Consider the following 22,962-nt stretch of genomic DNA (forward strand, 5'->3'; position numbering starts at 1 on the left):
TGTCCGCTTTGTTAGCGAGGCGGAAATATACGGAAGGGATGTTTCGGCGCGATGAACGTTATGTGTCAGCGCCGCGGCCCTGGCCCCCCGCGGCGGGCGGCGCGCGTGGCTTCAGCCGCGGCCAGCTGCAGTTCGCGCGGCAGCGCGGTGATGGCGGCATGGAAGAAGCGGCGCTCCGCCGGGCGCAGCTTGCCGAGCAGGCCGGCCAGGCGCTCCACGGTGGCAAACGCGGCGGGGGTGTCGCCGTGCTCGAAGGTGTGGAACCAGCTGGCTTCAAGCAGCAGGTTGGCGAGTTGCAGGGCGCCGTAATGCACGTGCCCGGCATCGTGCTCGTTCAGCGCGAAGCCGGCCAGCGAAGACCAGCTGATAAAGCCCTTGGCGCGGGCAAACGGCGCATGGAAGGGGCGCAGCGCGTCCACGGCTTCGTCGAGCAGCAGCGGCCGCTGCGCGCGGAACGCCTTGAGCGTGCCGCCGCCGTCCTGCGCGCAGTTGCCGCGCGCGATACGCAGCAGGAAGATGATGTTCCACGCCGAGCCGCCGCCTGCGCCGAAGCGGTCGCAGATCCACTCCGACAAGCCCAGCCAGCGCACCGACTGGCGCTGCACCTGGCCGGCGGGCCACTGGCGCGCCGGGTCGATCAGGGCATGGTTCCAGAACAGCCACAGGCACAGGCCGAGATTGGCGGCCACGTGCTGCGCGGCATCTACCGAGTCCGCTTCGTACGCGGCCTGCAGCGCGCCGGAGAAGCCTGCCACGGCGGCTTCGGCGGCCTGCCGGGCTGCCTCCGGCTGCGTGGCCATGTCGCGGATCGCCACGGTCTTGTGGATCAGCGCGCCCAGGTTCAGGGTTTCAAAGCGCACGCGCGGGTTGTAGCGCACCACCGGCTGCAGCGCGGGGTCGGCGGCAAGGCTCTCCAGCTCGGCCTGCGCCGCTTCCATCTGGTTGCCGGCATAGCGCTCCCAGGCGCGCACCACGCGCGCCATGGCGGCGAAGGTCGGCAGGGCGGTATCCACGGTGCCGGTGCCGACGATGCGGTCAAAGCGCTGCAGCGCCGCACGGCTGCGCGCGAGGTCGTCGCCACGCCGCCACGCCAGGCTCTCCTTGAGCAGGGCGAAGGCGTGCTGGAAATCGTCGGTGGCGCAGCGCTGTGCCGCGCGCAGGGCGTTGGCCACGCCGTTGCTGGCGCTACCCCCCGCAACGCCCACGCCGTCCTGCATGCCGCGCATGGCTTGCGTGAGGTGGCTCCAGTAGCTGATGTCGCGCATCACGTAGTCGACGGCAGGATTACCGGGGCTGCCGGGATTTCCATCGCCCCCCTTGCCGGCGCGCTGCGCGGCGCCCGTGGCCGGTCCCACGAAGCGCGCCAGCGCCGCATCGCCGGCCCGGCGGCCGTCCACGGTGAAACGCAGGCGCTTGCAGGCCGCCGGCGTGATCCAGAACGGCCCGCGGCTGCGGTGCGCCGGGTTGAGCCCGGCGGCGCACTGGCTGCGATCCGGCCCCCAGCCCACCGGGATGTCCCAGCGCGCGAAATCGGCAAAGGCGCGGGAGACCAGCATGCGGATATTGGCGGCGTCGGGAAAGCGCGTTCGCAACAGAACCGCTGGCACGCCGGTGGCGCCCTTGCGCGCGGCCAGGCAGACCGCGGCGAGCAGCCACAGGCTCTGGTAGCGCGCGGGCTCGCCATTGACGCGAAAGGGCGCGGACAACTCGATGGTGAGGGAGGGCTGGGGCATGCGTTCGCGGATCGATTGGAGGGCCGTGGGCGCCTTCGGCGAGCACCGCCGGAACGCGCAGGTTACACAGGTTACAGCAAATGCTCTTGGCGGCGTGCCGCCGGACTCCTATGCTCCGCTTCGTTCGCCAGGCCTGGCCAGCAATCCCGTGCTCCCTTGCCGATGTTCGTACCCCGGCACGTCACCGGCACGGCTGCAGGGACCGCCACTTCTTCGCAGCGACGGCGGCGCGGGGTGGCTCCGATCACTACTAAGAACAATGGAGAGAATCTTGAAGCAAACCGCAATCCTGGCCGCGCTATGCGCGGCGCTCTCGGTCTCAACGGCCCGTGCGGAAGTGCTCTGCACGGTAATGGCGGACGCCGCCAGCGGCAAGATCCTGAAACAGGAGGGCACCTGCGGCCAGCGCGTGACCGCCGCATCGACGTTCAAGGTGCCCCTGAGCCTGATGGGCTTCGACTCGGGGCTGCTGGTGGACGAGCATGCGCCGGCCATGCCGTTTCGTGCGGAGTATCGCGAGAGCAATCCCGCCAAGCGCGTCACAACGGATCCCGAACGCTGGATGAAGACTTCGGTCGTGTGGTACTCGCAGCAGTTGACGCAACAGCTTGGCGAAGCGCGCTTCCGGCGCTATGTGGGCGAGTTTCAATATGGAAACGGCGATGTGTCGGGGGACCCCGGGAAGCACAATGGGCTGACGCACTCATGGCTCAGCTCGTCGCTGAGGATCTCGCCGCTGGAGCAGGTCGCCTTCCTGGCGAAGGTGGTCAATCGCAAATTGCCCGTCTCCGCGCATGCTTACGACATGACGAGCCGGATCATGGCGATCGGCGTGCTGCCGGACGGATGGGCCGTGCACGGCAAGACGGGCACCGGCGCTCCGATCCTGGCCAATGGGTCCGAGGACTGGAACCACGGCTATGGATGGTTTGTCGGCTGGGCGACGAAGGCGGGCCGCAGCGTGGTGTTTGCCCGCCTGACCCAGGATGAAAAGAAGGAGTCGGTCGGCGCCGGCTTGCGCACGCGGGAAGCGTTCATGCAGGAGCTGCCGGGACTATTGGCCTCCCGCTAAGGCCGCCGCATCCGACGGATGCCATGTCAGCCGGAATGGCAAATGGCATCCGTTCCAACATCACAGGAAAAGACAGATGAGACACTCACCCGTTCGCCGCACGCTGCTGCTTGCCGCTGCTTCGGTTCCTTTTACCAGCGCCTGTACCTCGTTGGCAGGCAGAGCCGGGGGGAGCGCCGCGGCGCAAGACCGCCTTGCCGCTCTCGAGTCCGCAGCGGGCGGGCGGCTTGGGGTCGCGGCGCTGAATACGGCCAACGGCGCGCGGATCAGCCACCGCGCCAGCGAACGCTTTCCGCTCTGCAGCACATTCAAGGTGCTCGCGGCATCCGCCATCCTGCAGCGCAGCGCGGCGGAAAGCGGACTGCTGCAACGACGCATCGCCTACACGAAAGACGAACTCGTTGCGTATTCACCGGTCACCGGAAAGCACGCAGGCGAAGGCATGACGGTTTCGGAGCTCTGCGCGGCCGCTCTCCAGTACAGCGACAACACGGCTGCCAACCTGCTGATGAAGATACTTGGCGGTCCCGCCGCCGTGACGGCGTTTGCCCGCTCGATCGGCGACGACGCGTTCCGGCTCGACCGCTGGGAGACCGAACTCAACACGGCGATACCGGGCGATCCGCGCGACACGTCGACACCCGCGGCGATGTCGCGGAGCCTGCAACGGCTCGCGCTGGGCGATGCGCTGGGCGCGGCGGAACGCGGCAGGCTGGTGGCATGGATGCGCGGCAACACGACCGGCGCGACGCGCATCCGCGCCGGCGTGCCGGCGGATTGGCAGGTGGCGGACAAGACCGGTTCCGGCGACTACGGCGCGGCCAATGATATTGCCGTGGCGTGGCCCCCCGGAAAGCCGCCTGTCGTGATGGCGATCTATTTCACGCAAGGCGACAAGGACGCGGCATATCGGAACGACGTGCTGGCAACGGCCGCGCGGATCGTGGCCGATGCGATTGGCCAGGCCGGCATGGCCTGAGCGGGCTTCGTGCTTCGTTTCCTCACGCAGAGGACGGGGGCCGCCCCTCAGGCCCGGCTGGCGGCGGCGAACGTCAGGCCGAACTTGCCGAGGTACTTGGCCAGCCGGTCGCTGTCGTTGCTGCTGCTCTTGCCCAGCCGCGAAACCGCGAACAGTTGGCGCCCGGCCTCGGCCTGGCTACGGCTGCGCTGGCACACACCCAGCACGTAGTCGAGCTGGACCAGGTCGAAAGGGTCCGTGGCGGCCAGCACGGCGGGGTCCAGCAGCGCTTGTGCCAGGGGCTGGCCGGGCACCTTGCCGTTCTCTTGTTCGTCGCCGCCGTCCTGCCAGGATTCGCTCAGGCGCGTTATCTCCGCGTCCACGGCGGCCGCATTGATGCGGCCGCTGTCGGCCAGCGTCATCATGCGCGTCACTGAAGCCGCGAGGTCGCGGAAGTTGCCGCGCCAGCAGGCCTGCGGGGACACCGCGAAATCCAGCCACGCCAGGCGCGCCTCCTTGTTGAAGCGCACCTGGCTGCCGAGCTCGCGTGCCTGGCGCGCGAGCTCGTAATCCAGGTTGGGCTCCACGTCTTCGGGGCGCTCGGCCAGCCCCGGCAAGCGATAAGTCCACAAGTTGATGCGGGCGAACAAGTCCTCGCGGAAACGCCCCGCGCGCACTTCCACGCGCAAGTCCCGGTTGGTGCCGGCGATCAGCTGGAAATCGCTCTGCACCTCCTTGTCGCCGCCCACGGGAAAGAACCGTTTCTCCTCGATTGCCTTGAGCAGCATGGCCTGCTCATCCAGCCCCAGCTCGCCGATCTCGTCCAGGAAAAGCAGGCCCTGGTGGGCCGATCGCAGCCAGCCCGTGCGCTCGCCCTGCGCGCCGGTAAAGGCGCCCTTGACGTGGCCGAACAAGGCGGACATGGCGCCGTCGCCGCGGATGGTGGCGCAGTTCACCTCCACGAAGCCGCCGCTCAGTTGATGCCGGCCCTTCTTCAGTTCAAACACCCGCCGCGCCAGGAAGGACTTGCCGGCGCCGGTGGGGCCGGTCAGCAGCACCGGCGCGCGCGAGCGCAGCACCACGCGCTCGATCTCGTCGATCATGCGGTTGAAGGCGGGATTACGGGTGGCGATGCCGGACTTGAGCAGCGATACCGCGTCCTGCTGCTCGCGCGAGAAGCGCGCGGCGAGCTGGTCGTAGCGGGACAGGTCGAGGTCGATGGCGGCATAGCTGCCCGGCTGGCCACTGGCCTGCCGCAAGGGTGGCGAGGTTTGCAGCAGGCAGGCCGGCAGGTAGCGCGCCTCGGTCAGCAGGAACAGGCAGATCTGCGCCACGTGCGTGCCGGTGGTGATATGCACCCAGTAATCCTCGCGCTCCGTATCGAAGCGGTAGCCGCGCGCGAACTCATGCAGCGAGGCATAGACCTCGCTGAAATCCCAGGGATCCTCCAGCGCCAGCAGGTTCAGCCTGACCTCGGTCTCCGGCGAAACCTTGGCGATATCGGCCGCGACCTGTTCGGCCAGCGTCCGGTGGCGGGCCGTATGGAGAAGCTCGAAGCGGTCTACCAGCAGGTCTTCGTGCTGGCACAGTGCGACCGTGGGCCGCCATTTCTCCCAGCGCGCGGAGCCCTTGCCGCGGTCGAGTTGCGTGCCAATGAAGCCGATGACGACTTTTTTCATGTTCTCTTAATTTATATATAGCTAGATAAATATATATAAATAGAGGCACTTCAACAAGCCAAAATCCGGCATTCATTTTCCATCTGTCGAAGAAAAATCTATTTATATCAATGGCTTGCCGGCTTTGTGCCCAAGCCGGCCGTGCCCTGGCACACCGATTGCTGAATAGAGACCATCGAATACGGTGCGGGCCGAAAGCCAACGGCAGCCAAACCAGGCGCAAGACGCCACCGCCCGCACCGGCAACACACTAGTCTCCAGGGAGAATGCGAATGGCAAATACCAATCTGTTCCAGGGCCAGCGTGGCCGCCCGATCGTTGCCGCCTTCGCCGCCGGGCAGTTGCATGCCGGGCACTGGGTGGGCGAGATCTCGGCGCTCAACCTGTGAAGTCGAAAGCTTGTGAAATTGTGAGGTTGTGAAGTTCGGCGGTGGCCGGCGAATGCCGGGCAGACTACATCCAAGGCTTGTCTGTCCTGACCCTTGTCGCCGGTTGCCGCCCCCGAGCCTGCATACCCCAAGCGCCCCGCGCGGCGCCTGCGGTATGCGGACTTGCCACGAATGCTGGCCAGGATTACATCTGGTGATTGCCGGTTCGATTCCGGCTGCTGCGCAGGACGGCAGCGTCAATCCGGCCGATCCTCGTCGTGGCGGAGCCGCATTCTTTCAGGTTGACGGGCGAATGCCTGTGGAACTACATCACTGGTAATGAGGAGGTTGCGGGTGCGAGTCCCGCCGCTAAACCGGATTGGCCGGGGCAGCGTAGCTCAACGATAGAGCGCCGGTTCCACAACCACTAGTCGCCCACTTATTTTGGTATCTTGCTGGCCACTGCCAGCGTAGTCCCGCCGCAAGGCAAAGAGAGAAGCAGAGATGACCTCCAAGGAGAATTACGACGTATTCCGGACCGGCAAGGGCCGTCCGGTCAAGATGTGGACCCACGGCGTGCCGGTCGACGAGGGCGCCCGCGCGCAACTCGCCAACACCGCCCAGATGCCGTTCATCTTCAAGCACCTGGCCGTGATGCCGGACGTGCACCTGGGCAAGGGCTCGACCATCGGTTCGGTGATCCCGACGCAGGGCGCCATCATCCCGGCGGCGGTGGGCGTGGATATCGGTTGCGGCATGATTGCGGTCAAGACCACGCTGTGCGCCGGCGACCTGCCCGATAACCTGGGCCCGCTGCGCAGCGCCATCGAGAAAGCCGTGCCGCACGGGCGCTCGAACAACCGCGGCGGACGCGACAAGGGCGCCTGGGGCGAAGTACCGGATACGGTGGATGCCAGCTGGGCCGCCCTGGCCGGCGGCTTCGAACGGATCACGCAGAAGTACCCCAAGCTGACGCGCACCAACAACCGCAACCACCTGGGTACGCTGGGTACCGGCAACCACTTTATCGAAGTCTGCCTGGACGAGAGCCAGTCGGTCTGGTTCATGCTGCACTCGGGGTCGCGCGGGGTGGGTAATGCCATCGGCAATACCTTCATCGAGCTGGCACAGGCGGATATGCGCCGCCACTTCATCAACCTGCCGGACCGCGACCTGGCCTATCTGGTGGAAGGTAGCCAGCACTATGAGGACTACGTGTTCGCGGTGGAGTGGGCGCAGCAGTATGCGCGGCGCAACCGCGAACTGATGATGGCCAATGTGCTGGACGCCGCCCGCGCCGTGATCGGCAAGCCCTTCGCGGCGGAGATGGAAGCAGTGAACTGTCACCACAACTACGTGCAGAAGGAGCGCCACTTCGGCGAAGACGTGCTGGTGACACGCAAGGGCGCGGTGAGCGCCAAGGCCGGCGAACTCGGCATCATCCCGGGCTCGATGGGCGCGCGCTCCTACATCGTGCGCGGCAAGGGCAATGAAGAGTCGTTCTGCTCCTGCAGCCACGGCGCGGGCCGCACCATGAGCCGGACCGAAGCCAAGCGCCACTTTACGGTGGACGACCAGCGGCGCGCCACGGAAGGCGTGGAGTGCCGCAAGGACGCCGAGGTGATCGACGAGATCCCGATGGCGTACAAGGATATCGACGCCGTGATGGCGGCGCAGTCAGATCTGGTCGAAATCGTCCACACGCTCAAGCAGGTGGTGTGCGTGAAGGGCTGAGCGATGCCGAAGCCACCGGCGCGGACCGGGACGGGAAACGTCCCCGGCCGCGCCGGCATAACAACAAGAACAGACGAGTAAACGCAATGATGGAAATCGACGGCTCCTACGGCGAGGGCGGCGGGCAGATCCTGCGCACCGCGCTGTCGCTGGCCATGGTGACCGGCACGCCGGTGCATATCGCCAATGTGCGCGCCCGGCGCAGCAAGCCGGGGCTGATGCGCCAGCACCTGACCGCCGTGGTCGCGGCGCAGGCGATCAGCGGTGCGCGCACCGAAGGCGCGGCGATCGGCTCGACCGCGCTGACTTTCGCGCCGGGGCCGGTGCGCGCCGGCAACTACGACTTCGCCATCGGCTCCGCCGGCAGTTGCACGCTGGTGCTGCAGACGCTGCTGCCCGCGCTGTGGAGCGCGCCCGGCGATGAGAGCTTCACCCTGACCCTGTCGGGCGGCACCCACAACCCCATGGCACCCTCGGCGACCTTCCTGCGCGATGCGTGGCTGCCGCTGATGGCGCGCATGGGCGCGGCGGCTGACCTGACGCTGCGCCGCCACGGCTTTTATCCCGCGGGCGGGGGCCAACTGACAGTGAGCGGATGCTCCGGCGCGGCATGGTGCGCGCTTGCGCTGGAAGAGCGCGGCACGCCCGGCGTGGCCGACGCGCGTGCGCTGATCGCCGGCGTGCCGCTTCACGTGGCGCGGCGCGAGCTTGACCTGGTGGGCGAGTTGATGGGATGGGAGGCGAGCCAGTTGCACGTGGGCGGCCTGCGGCACGAGGAAGGGCCGGGCAATGCGGTGCTGCTGACGCTGCCGCACCAGCACGTTACCGAGGTGTTCTGCGAGTCCGGCAAAAAGGGCCGTACGGCGGAGAGCGTGGCGGGCGCCGCCTGCCGCCAGGCACGCGCCTACCTGGCCGGCAAGGGCGCGGTGGGCCCGCACCTGGCCGATCAACTGCTGTTGCCGATGGCGCTGGCGGGTGGCGGGAGCTTTACGGTGGACGAAGTAACCGATCACCTGCGCAGCAATGCAGAAGTGATTGGCAAGTTCCTGCCGGTGGAGATCGGGTTTGAAACCCTGGCCGGGTGTACGCGCGTGGTGGTGTCCTGAGGCCCCGGCCCTCAGCGTCCAAACTGCCCCAGCACCATCCCCACCGTACTCAATCCGCCCTCGATCAGCCGCCCCATGTAGGTGCTTATCTGCGGCATGATCAGCATCATCATCAAGATGCCGCCGCCCAGCGTGACCGGGAACCCGACCGCGAAGATCGACAGTTGCGGCGAGGCGCGGTTCAGGATGCCCATGGCGAGATTGAGGGTGAGCAGCGCGGCGATCAGCGGCAGCGCCAGCAGCAGCCCGGACGAGAACACCGTGGCGCCGGCGCCCGCCACCGCGGCCCAGCCCGCGCCGGTGAGCGGCTGGGCGGCGATCGGCAGCGCGGCGAAGCTGTCGGCGACGGTGGCCAGCAGCATCAGGTGGCCGTCCATCGCCAGGAACATCAGCATGGCCACCACGTTGAGAAAGCGCGACAGCACCATGGTCTGGCCGCCGGAGGAGCGGTCGTAGAAGGAGGCGAACGACAGGCCCATCTGCAGGCCGATGGTTTCGCCGGCGAACTGCACGGCGGCGAACACCAGCCGCATGCTGAATCCCACCGCCAGCCCGATGCCGACCTCGTTGAGAATGATCAGCAGGCCCTCGAGCGAGTACACCGGCACCAGCGGCAGCTTGTCGATGGTGGGCGAGATGATCACCGCCATCAGCGCCGCCAGCGCGACCTTGGCCCGCCTCGGGATGGTCGATTCCCCGAACAGCGGCGCGGTGCCGATCAGCGCCAGCATCCGGAACATGGGCCAGAGGAAGGCGGCGATCCAGGCGTAGAGCTGGGCGGAGGTGACGGAGAGCACGGCGGCGGGCCTGGCTAAAGCGCGGTCAGTCGCGGCGCCGGGCTTAGTGCACCAGGGCGGGAATGCCCTGGAACACTTCGCGCATGTAGTCGACGAAGGTGTTGATCATCCACGGGCCGGCCAGCACCATGGTGGCGAACAGCGCCAGCAGCTTCGGGATAAAGGACAGCGTCATTTCATTGATCTGCGTGGCGGCCTGGAACAGGCTCACCACCAGGCCGGCCACGAGCGCCACCAGCAGCAGCGGCGCCGACAGCATCAGGGTCATCTTCATCGCCTGGGTGGCGATGGTCATTACGGTTTCCGGAGTCATGGCGAATAGGCCTAGGGTGGGGCAGGCGCCCCGTGATCAGTTCAGGAAGCTCTGCGCCAGCGAGCCAAGCAGCAGTTGCCACCCGTCCACCAGCACGAACAGCATCAGCTTGAATGGCAGCGCGATGGTGGCCGGCGGCACCATCATCATGCCCATCGCCATCAGCACGCTGGCGACCACCAGGTCGATGATCAGGAAGGGGATAAAGACAGTAAAGCCGATCTGGAACGCGGTCTTGAGTTCGCTGGTGACAAAGGCGGGCACCAGGATACGCATCTGCACGTCTTCCGGGCCTTGCATCTCGGGCGCCTTGGCCATCTGGGCGAACAGCGCCAGGTCCTTCTCGCGGGTCTGCTTGAGCATGAACGCCTTGAGCGGCGCGGCGGCCTTGGCGGCGGCGTCTTCCAGGCTGAGCTTGTTTTCGGACAGCGGCTTGTAGGCGTCGGTGTAGATGCGGTCGAACACCGGCGACATGACGAAGAAGGTCAGGAACAGCGACAGTCCCACCAGCACCTGGTTGGGCGGCGAGCTGGCCGTGCCCAGCGCATTGCGCAGCAGCCCCAGCACGATGATGATGCGCGTGAAGCCCGTCATCATCAGCATGGCCGCCGGCAGGAAGGACAGCGAGGTCAGCAGTACCAGCGTCTGCACCGACAGCGACCAGGTCTGGCTGCCGCCCGGACCCGCCTTGCTGGTCAGCCCCGGCAGCGCTTGCGCATGCGCCATGGCCGGCAACAGCACCAGCGCGAGGCACGCGCAGGCCAGCAGGGCCGCGAGCGCAAGCCGGGCGGGCTGGCTGAGGTATTCGCGGAAGGACTGGAGGTGGTGTTGCAGGGAGCGCCGGGGGGCGTCAGGCAGGAAATTCATGACTTCAGGTTGTCTTGCATGGCGCGCAGCAGCTTTTGTCCAAAGCTGCCGGCCGGAACCTGGCTTGCCGCGCCGCCGGGATTCTGGTCCGGCTTGTGCGCGGCTTGCGCGGGCAAAGTGTGGAGCGTGCGAATCTCGCCGGCGCTGACACCCAGCACCAGGCAGGTGTCGCCGACTTCCACCATGACCAGGCGCTGGCGCGCCCCGAGCATGGTGCTGCCTATCACTTTCATCTGGCCGCCCTGGCCATGGCGCACCAGGCCAGCGCGGCGCGCCAGCCAGGCCAGCAGCAGGATCAGCGCGATGACGGCGAACAGGCCGAGGCCGGCCTGCGCCAGTCCCGACGCGGCGCCAACGCCGACATGGCTGCCGGCGCCGACGCCGCTGCCGACCGTGCCGGTACCGGCAGGGCTGGCGGCAACCGCGCTGGCCTGCGCGGCCGCGGGCGCGGCATGCGCCAGGGCCACGCCGGCGGCTAGCGCGGCGGTGGCGGTCCGGCGCGGGCTGGCGTTCATCGGTTGAGCTTCCGGATGCGTTCGGACKGYGTGATGATGTCTGTCAGGCGGATGCCGAACTTGTCGTTCACCACCACCACTTCGCCCTGGGCGATCAGGTAGCCGTTGACCAGCACGTCCATCGGCTCGCCGGCCAGGCCGTCGAGTTCCACCACCGAGCCCTGGGCCAGCTGCAGCAGGGTCTTGATCGGCACCTTGGTGCGACCGAGCTCTACCGTGAGCTGGACCGGGATATCGAGAATCATCTCGATATCGTTGTGGAAGGCGCTGGGCGTGTCCTTCTCCAGCGGCTGGAAGACCTTGGAGGCGGCCGGCGTTGCTGTGGCTGGCGTGGCGACGGCCTGGGCAGGCGCGGCGGCAGCGGCGAGATCCTCGGCGCTGGTCTGCTCCGCCAGGGCACTGGCCCAGTCGTCCATCGGGTCGGCCGGGATGTCCTCTTTGCCGTCAGTCATGGTCGGTTTCCTTGTTGGAATCGATTTCTTGGTGATTGATCATCCGTTCTACCCGCAACGCATACTGGCCGTTCATGGTGCCAAAGCCAGCCTGCATCACGGGCACGCCATCGACCTTGCCGAAGATCTGCTCGGGCAACTCGATGGGGAGTACATCGCCGACGCGCAGCGCCAGCACATCGGCTACGGTGCTTTCCACGTGGGCAAATTCGGCTACCAGGTCTACCTCGGCCGCGCGGATCTGCTGCGACAGCTGAGAGATCCAGCGCTTGTCGACTTCGACCTCGTCCTGCAGCGGGTTCATCAGCAGGTCGCGCACCGGCTCGATCATCGAGTACGGGAAGCAGACGTGAAGCTGGCCGCCGACGGCGCCGAGTTCGATATGGAAGGCCGTTGTTACCACCACCTCGCTGAGCATGGCGATGTTGGCAAACTTGGTGTGCATTTCCGAGCGGATGTATTCCAGCTCGATCGGGTGCACCGCCTGCCAGGCGCTGCCATAGCTGGAGAGCGCCAGGTCCAGCAGGCGCCGGATGATGCGCTGCTCGGTCTGGGTAAAGTCGCGCCCTTCCACGCGGGTGTGGAAGCGCCCGTCGCCGCCGAACAGGTTGTCGACCACCAGGAACACCAGGTTGGGGTCGAACACGAACAGCGACGTGCCGCGGAACGGCTTCATGTGCACCAGGTTCAGGTTCGTCGGTACCGGCAGGTTGCGCACAAAGTCGCCGTACTTCTCGATGCGGATCGAGCCTACGGAGATGTCGGCGCCGCGGCGGATGAAGTTGAACAGCTGGGTGCGAAGCTGGCGGGCAAAGCGCTCGTTGATGATCTCGAGCGTGTGCAGCCGGCCGCGCACGATACGTTCTTGCGTGGCCAGGTTGTACGGGCGCACGCCATCCTCGGAGACCGGCGCGGCGACCTCGGGCGTGTCGGTCTCGCCCGACACGCCTTTCAGTAATTCGTCTACCTCGTCCTGCGAGAGGAACTTGTCGTAGGCCATCTAGTGTCCTGCCCCGTGAGTGCCGTGATGAATGAAAGCGACCATTTGCCCGGATTGCCTATGAGCCCGCGCGCTGGCGTTGGCGCGCACGCTGTGAAACGTGCAAGGCGGACAAGGACGGATTCATATCGGATTTGCTGGTGGGGCAGGGCAAAGCGCTTACTGCACCACGAAGGAAGTGAATAGGACGTCCAGGATCTGCTGTTTGGGCAGGTTGGGCGCGAACGGCTGGCTGATGGCATTCTGGATTTCCTGGGCCAGCTTGCGCTTGCCTTCCACCGTCGCCAGGTCTGGCGGCTGCTTGGCCGACAGCAGCAGCAAGATGCGGCTGCGGACTTCCGGCAGGTATTCGGTGATGCGCGCCTGGTTCTGCGCGTCCGCCACCTTGAGCGACAAACCGGTATGCAGGAAGCGGTCGCCGTCATCGCTCTTCAGATTGACGGTAAATGCTTCCAACGGCACAAAAATTGGCGGCGGTACAACCGGTGCGGCGGGCACGGCCGGTTGGCGGTTGCTCAGGATGTTGCCCAGAAAAAAGCCCCCGGCACCCAGCGCAGCGACGAGCACGACGCCGAGAAGCAGCAGCAGTCGCCCGCGCTTGCTCGTGTTGCCGTCAGCCTGGGAAGAAGTGAGCGTATTCGCCATGAGATGCCTGTATCGGAATGCCCTGCCATTCTTGAGGGAATCAGGGGCAAGCAAAGGGCCGAAAAAAAGGGTGAAACCCGCTCAGCTTGGCCCTTTGAGCCGAGCAGGTCTTGTCATCCGAGCGATGCGGATGGTCTTACAGGGGTTAACGAATGGCGGACACGGAACTTGAGCGGGATGTTCAAGGAAAACCCGTACTGGGGGCCGGACAGCGGGTGGCGCCGGGGTCGGGCGGCCGGTTCGCCGCCGCTTGGGCGAGCCGGCGCGGCCGGTCATCCGCCGCCCGCTCCGCCGTGCGTCGGGGTGGGGGATGCTGCCAGGCTATTGATTGGAAAGGGATTTTCCTGTGGCCAGGTATCGGTGGGACCAGGCGCCCGGTGGATTTCCTCGGCCGCGATGGCAATCAGGGCGCCGGCTGCGGCGCTGAGCGGCCGCAGCGGGTGGCTGACCGTGCCGGGGCAGCCCATGGCGCCCCGATCCGCAGCGGTGTGTGTGACTGAGGGGCGCTCAGGAGCCTCGGCAGGCTGGCGGGAATACGCACCAGCCGCCGTCCCGGTGCCGGAAGAAGAAGATGGCGAGCGAGCCGGCGGGGCGGTTGACTTGCGCGCGCACACACCCGCCCGATATGCCGGGCGGGTGCACGCGGGTGATCATGGCGTCGCCCGTGGACCCCAGCCACTTGTGGACCAAGGCGCGTAGCGACGTGGCGGCCGATTGCATTTCACACTCCTTCGGTTCTTGCGACCCACCTGCGACCTTTTGGCCGGGGCTGGCCGGTACGTTTTTCATACCTGCAGTATGGTTCTTGCGCCCTGGCGGCGAAATCGGCCAAGACTGAAAACGATGTCCGACGGAGGGCAACAACCGTGTCCGTGGCGGGCTGGCCTGTGTCAGCGGATGCTGACACAGGCGGTAGCCGATCCGCCGTGCCGGGCCCGTTTCCTGTGCAATATTGGCCGCGTTCAGCCCAGGTCGCCGCCGCCTACCGGCAGGACCGTGCCCGTGATGTAGGAGGCCTCGTCGGACGCAAGGAACAGGATGGCGCGTACTTGTTCGTCGATGGTGCCGTAGCGGCGCATCAGGCTGGAGCCGATGGTCTGGTCAACGATCCCCTGATACCAGATGGCTTCCTGCGGGGTCTGCTCCGCCGTGTTGCGCGGCACTTTGCGCGGCGGCGCCTCGGTGCCGCCGGTGGCGACCGCGTTGACGCGGATGCCGTCCTGCGCATGCTCGAAGGCCAGGCTGGCGGTCAGGGAGTTGACGCCCCCCTTCGCGGCCGCATAAGGCACGCGGTGGATGCTGCGCGTGGCGATGGACGAGATATTGACGATCGTCCCCTGCCGGCGCCCGATCATGGCGGGCAGCACGGCGCGGCAGCACCAAAGGGTGGGGAACAGCGAGCGGCGGATCTCGGCTTCGATCTGCCCTTCCTCATATTCCTGGAAGGGCCTGGCCCAGATGGTGCCGCCCACGTTGTTGACGAGGATATCGATGCGGCCGTAGGCCTGCAGCGCGGCGCTGGCCATCTGGCAGGCGCCGGCGTAGGTTTCCAGGTCGGCCTCCACCGCCAGCGCCCGGCCGCCATTCGCGGCGATTTCCGCGGCGACCTCATGCACCAGTGGCGAGCGGTCGACCAGTACCAGGCTGCCGCCCTCGGCCGCCGCGGCGAGCGCCACGCCGCGTCCGATCCCTTGTGCCGCACCGGTGACGATGGCGGTTTTTCCGCTGAAGCGCGCGTTTGTGTTCATGGCGTATCCGTGATCCGTATTTTGTATTCCGTGAGAAGGTGGGTCAGGCAGCGTTGCTGGCCGAGAATTTCTCGTAGTGGAAGCTGGCCGGCGTCACGCCGCCGTTCTGCAGCCAGCCGCGCACCGCGTCCACCATGGCGACCGGGCCGCACAGATAGATGTCGACACGCCCGCCGTTGAGCCAGTCCGGCTCCACGTGCTGCGTCACATAGCCCTGGCGGGTATCGCTGCTGACCGGGTCGAGCACGCAGGTGCGGTACTCGAAGCCGGGGAGCCTGCGCTTTGCGTCGTCGAGTTGTTCCAGCGCCACGAGGTCGATCTCATGCGTCACGCCGTACACCAGGCGGACCGGATGCGGGCTGCCGTTCTCGGCCAGCACGTCCAGCATGGACAGGAAGGGCGCGATGCCGGTGCCGCCTGCCAGGAACAGCACAGGGCGGGTCACTTCGCGCAGGTAGAAGCTGCCATAGGGGCCGGCGAAGGAAATGGGCTGGCCGGGCTGCGCCTGCTTGCTCAGGAACTCGCTCATGCGGCCGTTGGGCACGTTGCGCACCACGAATGAAGCGTGCCTGGCGCCGGGGGCGGAGCTGAACGAGTACGAACGGGTCAGGCCGGTGCCCGGGATTTCCACGTTCACATACTGCCCTGCCAGGAAGGCCGGCACGGCGGTCTCGCCGAGGTCGATCGAGAACCCGATGGTGGAATCGGACAACTTGTCCACTGCCGCCAGCTTGCCCTGGTAGCTGGTTACGCCCGTCTTGCAGGCGGCCGACGATGCCGGCACCTTGATCACGCAATCCGAGCGCGGGCGCGTCTGGCACGCCAGCACGTAGCCCTTGGCCGCTTCTTCGGGCGTCAGCGCGTCTTCGATATAGCTCGACTCCGGCAGGTCGTACTCGCCGGATTCGCACAAGCCGCGGCAGGTGCCGCAGGCGCCGTCGCGACAGTCCAGCGGGATATTGATCTGCTGGCGGTAGGCGGCGTCGGACAGGGTTTCATTGGCGGCGCAGGTGATGAAGCGGGTGACGCCGTCTTCGAACTGCAAAGCGATGTTGTATTCCATGGCGTGATTCCTCCGGCGCGTCCGCTCAGATGTGATAGATGTCGATGACCTGGTTGATGTAGTCGTTTTTCAGCACGACGTACTTGTCCAGGATCTGCGGCCGCTCGCCGGCAAAGTCGATGACGTAGCGCGACATGCCGAAGTAGCTGTAGTTGGTCTTGTAGCGGTGGCTCAGCGTGTGCCAGTTGAAACGCACCGTGCAGACGCTGCCTTCCTGGCGCTCCAGCTCGACGTTGCTGAGGTTGTGGCTAGTGCGCGTGTCCGGCATGGTGGCGCTGGAGCGCTCGGTCTTGATGCGGAACACGCGGTCTTCCAGGCCCTGGCGGTTCGGATAGTAGATCAGCGAGATCTCGCGCTGGGGGTCGGTCACCAGCGTGTCGTCGTCGTCCCAGGATGGCATCCAGAACGCAGCATCCGGGTGATAGCAGGCCAGCCATTCATCCCATTGTTCGTCGTCCAGCAAGCGGCTTTCCCGATAGAGGAAGGCCTGGATATCCGCGAGGCTGATCGTGGCGGTCGTGGTCATGCTTCGCTCCCTGCGTTGCCGGCATTGCCGCTTTTGCTTGCTTCGGCCCCGGTGGCCTTCTTCATGACGTCCAGCCAGTAGCGGTGCTGCACCGTGTACAGGCCTTCGTCCTCGGTCTTGACGCCGCTCATCAACGGCTTGAGGCCAATCTTCTGCGCGGCCTCATCGGCGCCTTCCACCCAGTGCGTGGCGCCGCGGCACATGTCGTTCCATTCCAGCGCGCTGCCGGCATAGCCTTGCTGGCAGGCGCGGAATTCTTCCAGGTCGTCGGGCGTGGCCATGCCGCTGACGTTGAAGAAATCCTCGTACTGGCGGATGCGGCGCGCGCGCGCCTCGTCGGCCTCGCCCTTGGGCGCGATGCAGTAGATGGTGACTTCGGTCTTGTTGACGGAAAGCGGACGCAGCACGCGGATCTGCGAGCCGAACTGGTCCATCAGGTAGACGTTGGGGTACAGGCACAGGTTGCGCGAGTTCTGGATCATCCAGTCCGCCGTCTCGGCGCCGCAGCGCTCGGCGAATTCCTCGCGCCGGCTGAAATTCGGCCGGTCTTCGGGATTGGCCCAGCGCGACCACAGCAGCATATGGCCGTGATCGAAGGCGTAGAAGCCGCCGCCTTGCCGGCCCCAGTTGCCTGCGTCCATCGCGCGGATCTTGTCCTCGCGGGCGTTCTCCTGCTTGCGGTGGTTGGTGGTGGCGGCGTAGTTCCAGTGCACCGCGGAGACGTGGTAGCCGTCGGCGCCGTTCTCGGTCTGCAGCTTCCAGTTGCCTTCGAAGGTATAGGTGGAGGCGCCGCGCAGCACTTCGAGCCCGTCGGCGGACTGGTCCACGATCATGTCGATGATCTTGGCGGCTTCGCCCAGGAAATCCTTGAGCGGCGCCACATCCGGGTTCAGRCTGCCGAACAGGAAACCACGGTAGTTTTCAAAGCGGGCCACCTTTTTCAGGTCGTGCGAGGCTTCCTTGTTGAAGCAGTCGGGGTAGCCGGCGCCCTCCGGATCCTTGACCTTGAGCAGCTTGCCGCTGTTGTTGAAGGTCCAGCCGTGGAAGGGGCAGGTGTAGGTCGCCTTGTTGCCGCGCTTGTGGCGGCACAGCATGGCGCCGCGATGGGTGCAGGCGTTGATCAGCGCGTTGAGTTCGCCCTGGCGGTTGCGCGCGATCACGACCGGCTGGCGGCCGATGTAGGTCGTGTAGTAGTCGTTGTTGTTGGGGATCTGGCTTTCGTGCGCCAGGTAGATCCAGTTGCCCTCGAAGATGTGCTTCATCTCGAGTTCGAACAGCGCTTCATCGGTAAAGGCGCTGCGATGCAGGCGGTAGTCGCCGGTTTCGCGGTTTTCCACCAGGTAGTCGTCCAGCCGCTTCAGGGTCGGGCTGTTGTCCGGGTAAATGGGGATCATGAGTTGTCTCCTGCATCCGTGCGGATGCGCCGGGCCGTGAGGTGTCCTCAGGGCGGCCCTGATGTGGCTGCGGCGGCCGGCAGGTGCGCCGGCTACGTCTTTCCTGTCTTGGGGGGGGCTTACGCGGCGGCGCGCTTGCGCTCCACTTCCGGCGCCGGCGCCGCGGCGCATTCGCCGTACAGGCGGAAGTCGAAATCGATGGAGGCAAACGGCTTGCCCAGGCCGCGTTTGGCAAGTTCCTCCGGGGCGTCGATATGCCTGACGGCCGGCACCAGCCCCTCGCGGCTGGCGAAGGCGAAGTCGTCCCACAGGTATTCGTCGCCGTCGATATTGATCTGGGTGGTCAGCTTGCGATGGCCGGGGGCCGAGACAAAGAAGTGGATGTGGGCAGGCCGGCGTCCGTGACGGCCCAGCAGGTCCAGCAGCCGCTGGGTGGTGCCTTGCGGCGGGCAGCCGTAGCCCATCGGCACGTTGCTGCGGAACTGGTAGCGGCCCTCGCCGTCGGTCACGATGGTGCGGCGCAGGTTGAAGTCCGACTGGGTCTTGTCGAAGAACGAGTAATTGCCAAGCAGGTTGGCATGCCAGACCTCCACCGAGGCGCCGGGCAGCGGCTTGCCGTTGGCGTCATGCACCGTGCCCTGCATGAACAGGACCTCGCCCTTGCCGTCCTCGCTGCCGTCGTCCAGCCGGGCGAAGCCTTCGCTGGCCGGTGCGCCCGCCACGTACAGGGGACCCTCGATGGTGCGCGGTGTGCCGCCGCTCAGGCCGGCCTTCGCCTCGGCTTCGTCGGCGCGGATGTCCAGGAAACGCTCCAGGCCAAGGCCGGCGGCCAGCAGGCCAAGCTCCGGGCCGGCTTCGGCGAAATATTCGATGCCCTTCCAGACTTCGCTGGCGCTCAGGTCAAGGTCCTCGATGGCCTTGAACAGGTCGGCGGTCAGGCGGGCCACCACGCTTTGCACGCGGGCGTCGACATTGCCCTTGGCGGTGTCGACGATGAACGCTTTCACCAGCGCTTCGATTTCCGGGTGAGTCATTTGTCTGCTCCTTGTCTCTGGTTTTCTGGGTGGGGCCCGTCTTGCAAGGCGCCATTCATGTGGCCTTGCATTGGCTTCCGGCATGGCGGCGTGATTCGAACTAAAATGCCAAAAAGGTATAAAAAATCATTGTCACGGCCTGGTGCGAAGAATAGGAGCGCTGAATTTGGTGGTCCAACACTGTTTTAGTATTGGCTGAATACTTAAAAGGTATGGCTTTGGACTTGCGTCACTTACGTTACTTTGTCGCCGTCGCGGAGGAACTCAACTTCACTCGCGCTGCCGAGCGGCTGCATATCGCGCAGCCGCCGCTGAGCCGGCAGATCCAGCAGCTGGAAGAGGGGTTGGGGGTGCAACTGTTCGAGCGCAACGCGCGGCCGCTCAGGCTGACCGAGGCCGGGCGCTTTTTCTACGCGCATGCCCTGCAGTTGCTGGCGCAGGCCGCGGAACTGGAGTCGATGACCCGGCGGGTGGGGCAGATCGAGCGGAAGATGTCGGTCGGCTTTGTCGGCTCGACGCTGTACGGCATGCTGCCCAAGATCATCCGGCGCTTCAGGACTGAGCACCCGGAGATTGAACTCAGCCTGCATGAGATGACCACCATGGACCAGATCGCGGCGCTCAAGCAGGGCACCATCGACGTGGGGTTTGGCCGCATACGGCACGAGGACCCGAATGTGCGCCGGGTTGTGCTGCGCGAGGAGCGCATGATCGTGGCGCTGCCGGTCGGGCATCCGCTCTCGCTGGTCAGGCCGGTACTCTCGCTGCACGACCTGCTGGGCGAGACCCTGATCATCTTTCCCAAGGCGCCCCGTCCCAGCTATGCCGACCAGGTGCTGGCGGCATTCCATGACCGCGCCCTGCAGCCGGGGCGCATCCATGAGGCGCGCGAACTGCAGATCGCATTGGGGCTGGTGGCGGCGGGGGAGGGTATTTCGATCGTCCCGAGCAGCGTGCACGGCCTCAAGCGGGACGACATCAGCTACAAGGAGCTGGACGATCCCAACCTGGTGTCGCCTATCATCATGAGCACGCGCAGCCTCGATGAGACCGAGGAGATCAGCGCCATGCTCGACATGATCTACCGGCTGTACGAAGAGGAGAGGCTGGATTTCCTGCCGCCGGGCTAGGAACAGATCCAATGCGCAGAGGTTGCTGCCTGGATGGGGAGGGGCTTGATTTTATTGGGTTTTACCTTGTCAACTCTTATATAAGATATAAGACGTTTGACCTAAAACGCACTTCCATTTAAAATCGCGGCACAACCGGTTTTTGCAACCCTATTACTCCGCAGGTTCCCATGCTTGAAAACTATCGCGCCCATGTTGCCGAACGCGCCGCGCTCGGCATTCCCCCTCTGCCGCTGACCGCCAAGCAGACTGCGGAACTGATCGAATTGCTGAAAGCGCCCCCTGCGGGTGAAGAGCAGGTCCTGGTCGACCTGATCACGCACCGCGTGCCGGCCGGCGTGGACGACGCCGCCAAGGTCAAGGCCTCGTACCTGGCCGCCGTCGCACTGGGCAAGGAAGCCTGCCCGCTGATTTCGCGTGCCAAGGCAGCCGAGCTGCTGGGCACCATGCTGGGCGGCTACAACATCTCCCCGCTGATCGAACTGCTGGACGATGCCGAGATCGGCACCGTTGCCGCCGAAGCGCTCAAGAAGACGCTGCTGATGTTCGACGCCTTCCATGACGTCAAGGAAAAGGCCGACAAGGGCAACGCCAACGCCAAGGCCGTGCTGCAAAGCTGGGCCGACGCCGAGTGGTTCACCAGCCGTCCGGAAGTGCCGCAAAGCCTGACCGTGACCGTGTTCAAGGTCACCGGCGAAACCAACACCGACGATCTGTCGCCGGCCCCGGACGCCACCACCCGCCCGGACATCCCGCTGCACGCGCTGGCCATGCTGAAGAACGCGCGCCCCGGCATCACCCCGGAAGAAGACGGCAAGCGCGGCCCGGTCAAGTTCATCGAATCGCTGAAGGAAAAGGGCAATCTGGTCGCCTACGTGGGTGACGTGGTCGGTACCGGCTCCTCGCGCAAGTCCGCCACCAACTCGGTGCTGTGGTTCACCGGCGAAGACATCCCCTTCGTGCCGAACAAGCGCTTCGGCGGCGTGTGCCTGGGCAGCAAGATTGCCCCGATCTTCTACAACACCATGGAAGACGCCGGCGCGCTGCCGATCGAGCTGGACGTGTCCAGCATGGAAATGGGCGACGTGATCGAGCTGCGTCCCTATGACGGCAAGGCCCTGAAGAACGGCGCGGTCGTCGCTGAATTCACCGTGAAATCCGACGTGCTGTTCGACGAAGTGCGCGCCGGCGGCCGTATTCCCCTGATCGTCGGCCGTGGCCTGACCGCCAAGGCCCGCGAAGCGCTCGGCCTGGCTCCGTCCACGCTGTTCCGCCTGCCGCACAACCCGGCCGACACCGGCAAGGGATTCACCCTGGCCCAGAAGATGGTTGGCCGCGCCTGCGGCCTGGAAGAAGGCAAGGGTATCCGCCCGGGCACGTACTGCGAACCGAAGATGACTTCGGTGGGCTCGCAGGACACCACCGGCCCGATGACGCGCGACGAGCTGAAGGACCTGGCTTGCCTGGGCTTCTCGGCCGACCTGGTGATGCAGTCGTTCTGCCACACCGCCGCCTATCCGAAGCCGGTCGACGTCAAGACCCACCACACGCTGCCGCAGTTCATCAGCACCCGTGGCGGCATTTCGCTGCGCCCGGGCGACGGCGTGATCCACTCGTGGCTGAACCGCATGCTGCTGCCGGACACCGTCGGCACCGGCGGCGACTCGCACACCCGTTTCCCGATCGGCATCAGCTTCCCCGCAGGTTCGGGCCTGGTGGCTTTCGCGGCTGCCACTGGCGTGATGCCGCTGGACATGCCGGAATCCGTGCTGGTGCGCTTCAAGGGCAAGATGCAGCCGGGCGTCACGCTGCGCGACCTGGTCAACGCGATTCCGCTGTACGCGATCAAGTCGGGCCTGCTGACCGTGGCCAAGCAAGGCAAGAAGAACATCTTCTCGGGCCGTGTCCTGGAAATCGAAGGCCTGCCCGACCTGAAGGTCGAGCAAGCATTCGAACTCTCCGACGCGTCCGCCGAACGTTCGGCTGCCGGTTGCTCGGTGCGCCTGAACAAGGAACCGATCATCGAATACATCAACAGCAACATCACGCTGCTGAAGTGGATGATCGCCGAGGGCTACCAGGACCCGCGCAGCCTGTCGCGCCGTATCCAGGCCATGGAAGCCTGGCTGGCCGATCCGAAACTGCTGGAGCCGGATGCCGACGCCGAATACGCCGCGGTGATCGAGATCGACCTGGCCGACGTGCATGAGCCCATCTTGGCTTGCCCGAACGACCCGGATGATGTCAAGACCCTGTCGGAAGTGGCAGGCGCCAAGATCGACGAAGTCTTCATCGGTTCGTGCATGACCAACATCGGCCACTTCCGGGCGGCTTCCAAGCTGCTCGAAGGCAAGCGCGATATCCCGGTCAAGCTGTGGGTTGCACCGCCGACCAAGATGGATGCCAAGCAACTGACCGAAGAAGGCCACTACGGCGTGTTCGGTACGGCAGGCGCCCGTACGGAAATGCCGGGTTGCTCGCTGTGCATGGGTAACCAGGCACAGGTGCGCGAAGGCGCTACGGTGATGTCGACCAGCACGCGTAACTTCCCGAATCGTCTTGGCAAGAATACCAATGTGTATCTGGGTTCGGCTGAGCTGGCGGCGATCTGCTCGCGTCTGGGGCGTATTCCGACGAAGGAAGAGTACATGTCGGATATGGGTGTGCTGAATGCCAATGGCGACAAGATCTACAAGTACATGAACTTCGATCAGATCGAAGACTTTAAGGATGTGGCGGATACGGTGACGCTGTAAGCGGTACTGGTTTTCGATAGGTACGTTTTGGAAGGCCCCTTGCGGGGCCTTTCTTTTATGGTTTATTGGCGG

The 22,962-nt window shown here is 65.6% G+C and carries 20 protein-coding genes; 6 read left to right on the forward strand and 14 right to left on the reverse strand.

All coding sequences use genetic code 11. The features are described 5' to 3' along the window. Positions 1-65: 65 nt before the first annotated feature. Complete coding sequence (locus AC1DT6_RS15250; RefSeq protein ID WP_441636676.1) at positions 66-1,733, reverse strand: hypothetical protein; 1,668 nt, start codon at positions 1,731-1,733, stop codon at positions 66-68. 259 nt (positions 1,734-1,992) lie between these two features. Between AC1DT6_RS15250 and blaOXA the strand changes: the two genes are divergently transcribed. Next, positions 1,993-2,805 (forward strand): class D beta-lactamase, encoded by an 813-nt coding sequence (gene blaOXA, locus AC1DT6_RS15255; protein ID WP_441636678.1) that lies wholly within the window; start codon positions 1,993-1,995, stop codon positions 2,803-2,805. Between the two features lie 76 nt (positions 2,806-2,881). After that, entirely contained in the window at positions 2,882-3,784 is a 903-nt protein-coding gene (bla, locus tag AC1DT6_RS15260; RefSeq protein ID WP_441636680.1) for a class A beta-lactamase, read from the forward strand. A gap of 47 nt (positions 3,785-3,831) precedes the next feature. Here bla and rtcR read toward each other — a convergent pair whose 3' ends face one another. After that, positions 3,832-5,442: an RNA repair transcriptional activator RtcR gene (rtcR, locus tag AC1DT6_RS15265; protein ID WP_441636682.1), complete on the reverse strand. Its 1,611-nt coding sequence runs from the start codon at positions 5,440-5,442 to the stop codon at positions 3,832-3,834. Positions 5,443-6,314: 872 nt separating this feature from the next. Here rtcR and AC1DT6_RS15270 point away from each other — a divergent pair. Continuing rightward, the gene (locus AC1DT6_RS15270; protein ID WP_441636684.1) at positions 6,315-7,544 is read left to right on the forward strand and encodes an RtcB family protein; all 1,230 of its coding nucleotides are present in this window, start codon (positions 6,315-6,317) and stop codon (positions 7,542-7,544) included. 86 nt (positions 7,545-7,630) lie between these two features. After that, a complete protein-coding gene (rtcA, locus tag AC1DT6_RS15275) occupies positions 7,631-8,650 on the forward strand; it encodes an RNA 3'-terminal phosphate cyclase (RefSeq protein WP_441636686.1) in 1,020 nt (339 codons plus the stop codon). 11 nt (positions 8,651-8,661) lie between these two features. Here rtcA and fliR read toward each other — a convergent pair whose 3' ends face one another. From fliR to catA, 12 genes are all read right to left on the reverse strand, one after another. Next, positions 8,662-9,447: a flagellar biosynthetic protein FliR gene (gene fliR, locus AC1DT6_RS15280; RefSeq protein WP_441636688.1), complete on the reverse strand. Its 786-nt coding sequence runs from the start codon at positions 9,445-9,447 to the stop codon at positions 8,662-8,664. A 43-nt stretch (positions 9,448-9,490) separates the two neighbouring features. After that, entirely contained in the window at positions 9,491-9,760 is a 270-nt protein-coding gene (gene fliQ, locus AC1DT6_RS15285; protein ID WP_035870540.1) for a flagellar biosynthesis protein FliQ, read from the reverse strand. Positions 9,761-9,796: 36 nt separating this feature from the next. After that, a complete protein-coding gene (fliP, locus tag AC1DT6_RS15290) occupies positions 9,797-10,486 on the reverse strand; it encodes a flagellar type III secretion system pore protein FliP (protein WP_200876802.1) in 690 nt (229 codons plus the stop codon). Positions 10,487-10,623: 137 nt separating this feature from the next. Then, the gene (fliO, locus tag AC1DT6_RS15295; RefSeq protein WP_477111309.1) at positions 10,624-11,142 is read right to left on the reverse strand and encodes a flagellar biosynthetic protein FliO; all 519 of its coding nucleotides are present in this window, start codon (positions 11,140-11,142) and stop codon (positions 10,624-10,626) included. Next, a complete protein-coding gene (gene fliN / locus AC1DT6_RS15300; protein ID WP_477114760.1) occupies positions 11,139-11,594 on the reverse strand; it encodes a flagellar motor switch protein FliN in 456 nt (151 codons plus the stop codon). Before fliN ends, fliO begins: the two co-directional genes overlap by 4 nt. Continuing rightward, positions 11,587-12,594, reverse strand: a complete 1,008-nt coding sequence (fliM, locus tag AC1DT6_RS15305; protein ID WP_045241242.1) for a flagellar motor switch protein FliM — start codon at positions 12,592-12,594, stop codon at positions 11,587-11,589. Before fliM ends, fliN begins: the two co-directional genes overlap by 8 nt. A gap of 159 nt (positions 12,595-12,753) precedes the next feature. After that, complete coding sequence (gene fliL / locus AC1DT6_RS15310; protein WP_441636233.1) at positions 12,754-13,239, reverse strand: flagellar basal body-associated protein FliL; 486 nt, start codon at positions 13,237-13,239, stop codon at positions 12,754-12,756. Between the two features lie 962 nt (positions 13,240-14,201). Next, positions 14,202-14,987, reverse strand: a complete 786-nt coding sequence (locus tag AC1DT6_RS15315) for a 1,6-dihydroxycyclohexa-2,4-diene-1-carboxylate dehydrogenase (RefSeq protein WP_441636229.1) — start codon at positions 14,985-14,987, stop codon at positions 14,202-14,204. Positions 14,988-15,030: 43 nt separating this feature from the next. Further along, positions 15,031-16,050, reverse strand: coding sequence for a benzoate 1,2-dioxygenase electron transfer component BenC (gene benC, locus AC1DT6_RS15320; RefSeq protein WP_441636227.1), 1,020 nt, complete (start codon positions 16,048-16,050; stop codon positions 15,031-15,033). A 25-nt stretch (positions 16,051-16,075) separates the two neighbouring features. After that, the gene (gene benB / locus AC1DT6_RS15325) at positions 16,076-16,576 is read right to left on the reverse strand and encodes a benzoate 1,2-dioxygenase small subunit (protein WP_441636225.1); all 501 of its coding nucleotides are present in this window, start codon (positions 16,574-16,576) and stop codon (positions 16,076-16,078) included. After that, entirely contained in the window at positions 16,573-17,970 is a 1,398-nt protein-coding gene (benA, locus tag AC1DT6_RS15330; protein ID WP_441636223.1) for a benzoate 1,2-dioxygenase large subunit, read from the reverse strand. Before benA ends, benB begins: the two co-directional genes overlap by 4 nt. 119 nt (positions 17,971-18,089) lie before the next feature. After that, entirely contained in the window at positions 18,090-19,004 is a 915-nt protein-coding gene (gene catA / locus AC1DT6_RS15335; RefSeq protein ID WP_441636221.1) for a catechol 1,2-dioxygenase, read from the reverse strand. Between the two features lie 218 nt (positions 19,005-19,222). Between catA and AC1DT6_RS15340 the strand changes: the two genes are divergently transcribed. Further along, positions 19,223-20,134, forward strand: coding sequence for a LysR family transcriptional regulator (locus tag AC1DT6_RS15340; protein WP_441636220.1), 912 nt, complete (start codon positions 19,223-19,225; stop codon positions 20,132-20,134). 170 nt (positions 20,135-20,304) lie between these two features. Beyond that, complete coding sequence (gene acnB, locus AC1DT6_RS15345) at positions 20,305-22,890, forward strand: bifunctional aconitate hydratase 2/2-methylisocitrate dehydratase (protein WP_477102818.1); 2,586 nt, start codon at positions 20,305-20,307, stop codon at positions 22,888-22,890. Positions 22,891-22,962: the final 72 nt, after the last annotated feature.

Source organism: Cupriavidus sp. 01L45 (assembly GCF_056399885.1).

Bases quoted from the DNA above. Each gene is read 5' to 3' on its own strand.
- AC1DT6_RS15250 (WP_441636676.1), bottom strand. From the start codon at position 1,733: ATGCCCCAGCCCTCCCTCACCATCGAGTTGTCCGCGCCCTTTCGCGTC.
- blaOXA (WP_441636678.1), top strand. From the start codon at position 1,993: ATGGAGAGAATCTTGAAGCAAACCGCAATCCTGGCCGCGCTATGCGCG.
- bla (WP_441636680.1), top strand. From the start codon at position 2,882: ATGAGACACTCACCCGTTCGCCGCACGCTGCTGCTTGCCGCTGCTTCG.
- rtcR (WP_441636682.1), bottom strand. From the start codon at position 5,442: ATGAAAAAAGTCGTCATCGGCTTCATTGGCACGCAACTCGACCGCGGC.
- AC1DT6_RS15270 (WP_441636684.1), top strand. From the start codon at position 6,315: ATGACCTCCAAGGAGAATTACGACGTATTCCGGACCGGCAAGGGCCGT.
- rtcA (WP_441636686.1), top strand. From the start codon at position 7,631: ATGATGGAAATCGACGGCTCCTACGGCGAGGGCGGCGGGCAGATCCTG.
- fliQ (WP_035870540.1), bottom strand. From the start codon at position 9,760: ATGACTCCGGAAACCGTAATGACCATCGCCACCCAGGCGATGAAGATG.
- fliP (WP_200876802.1), bottom strand. From the start codon at position 10,486: ATGGCGCATGCGCAAGCGCTGCCGGGGCTGACCAGCAAGGCGGGTCCG.
- fliO (WP_477111309.1), bottom strand. From the start codon at position 11,142: ATGAACGCCAGCCCGCGCCGGACCGCCACCGCCGCGCTAGCCGCCGGC.
- fliM (WP_045241242.1), bottom strand. From the start codon at position 12,594: ATGGCCTACGACAAGTTCCTCTCGCAGGACGAGGTAGACGAATTACTG.
- fliL (WP_441636233.1), bottom strand. From the start codon at position 13,239: ATGGCGAATACGCTCACTTCTTCCCAGGCTGACGGCAACACGAGCAAG.
- AC1DT6_RS15315 (WP_441636229.1), bottom strand. From the start codon at position 14,987: ATGAACACAAACGCGCGCTTCAGCGGAAAAACCGCCATCGTCACCGGT.
- benC (WP_441636227.1), bottom strand. From the start codon at position 16,050: ATGGAATACAACATCGCTTTGCAGTTCGAAGACGGCGTCACCCGCTTC.
- benB (WP_441636225.1), bottom strand. From the start codon at position 16,576: ATGACCACGACCGCCACGATCAGCCTCGCGGATATCCAGGCCTTCCTC.
- catA (WP_441636221.1), bottom strand. From the start codon at position 19,004: ATGACTCACCCGGAAATCGAAGCGCTGGTGAAAGCGTTCATCGTCGAC.
- acnB (WP_477102818.1), top strand. From the start codon at position 20,305: ATGCTTGAAAACTATCGCGCCCATGTTGCCGAACGCGCCGCGCTCGGC.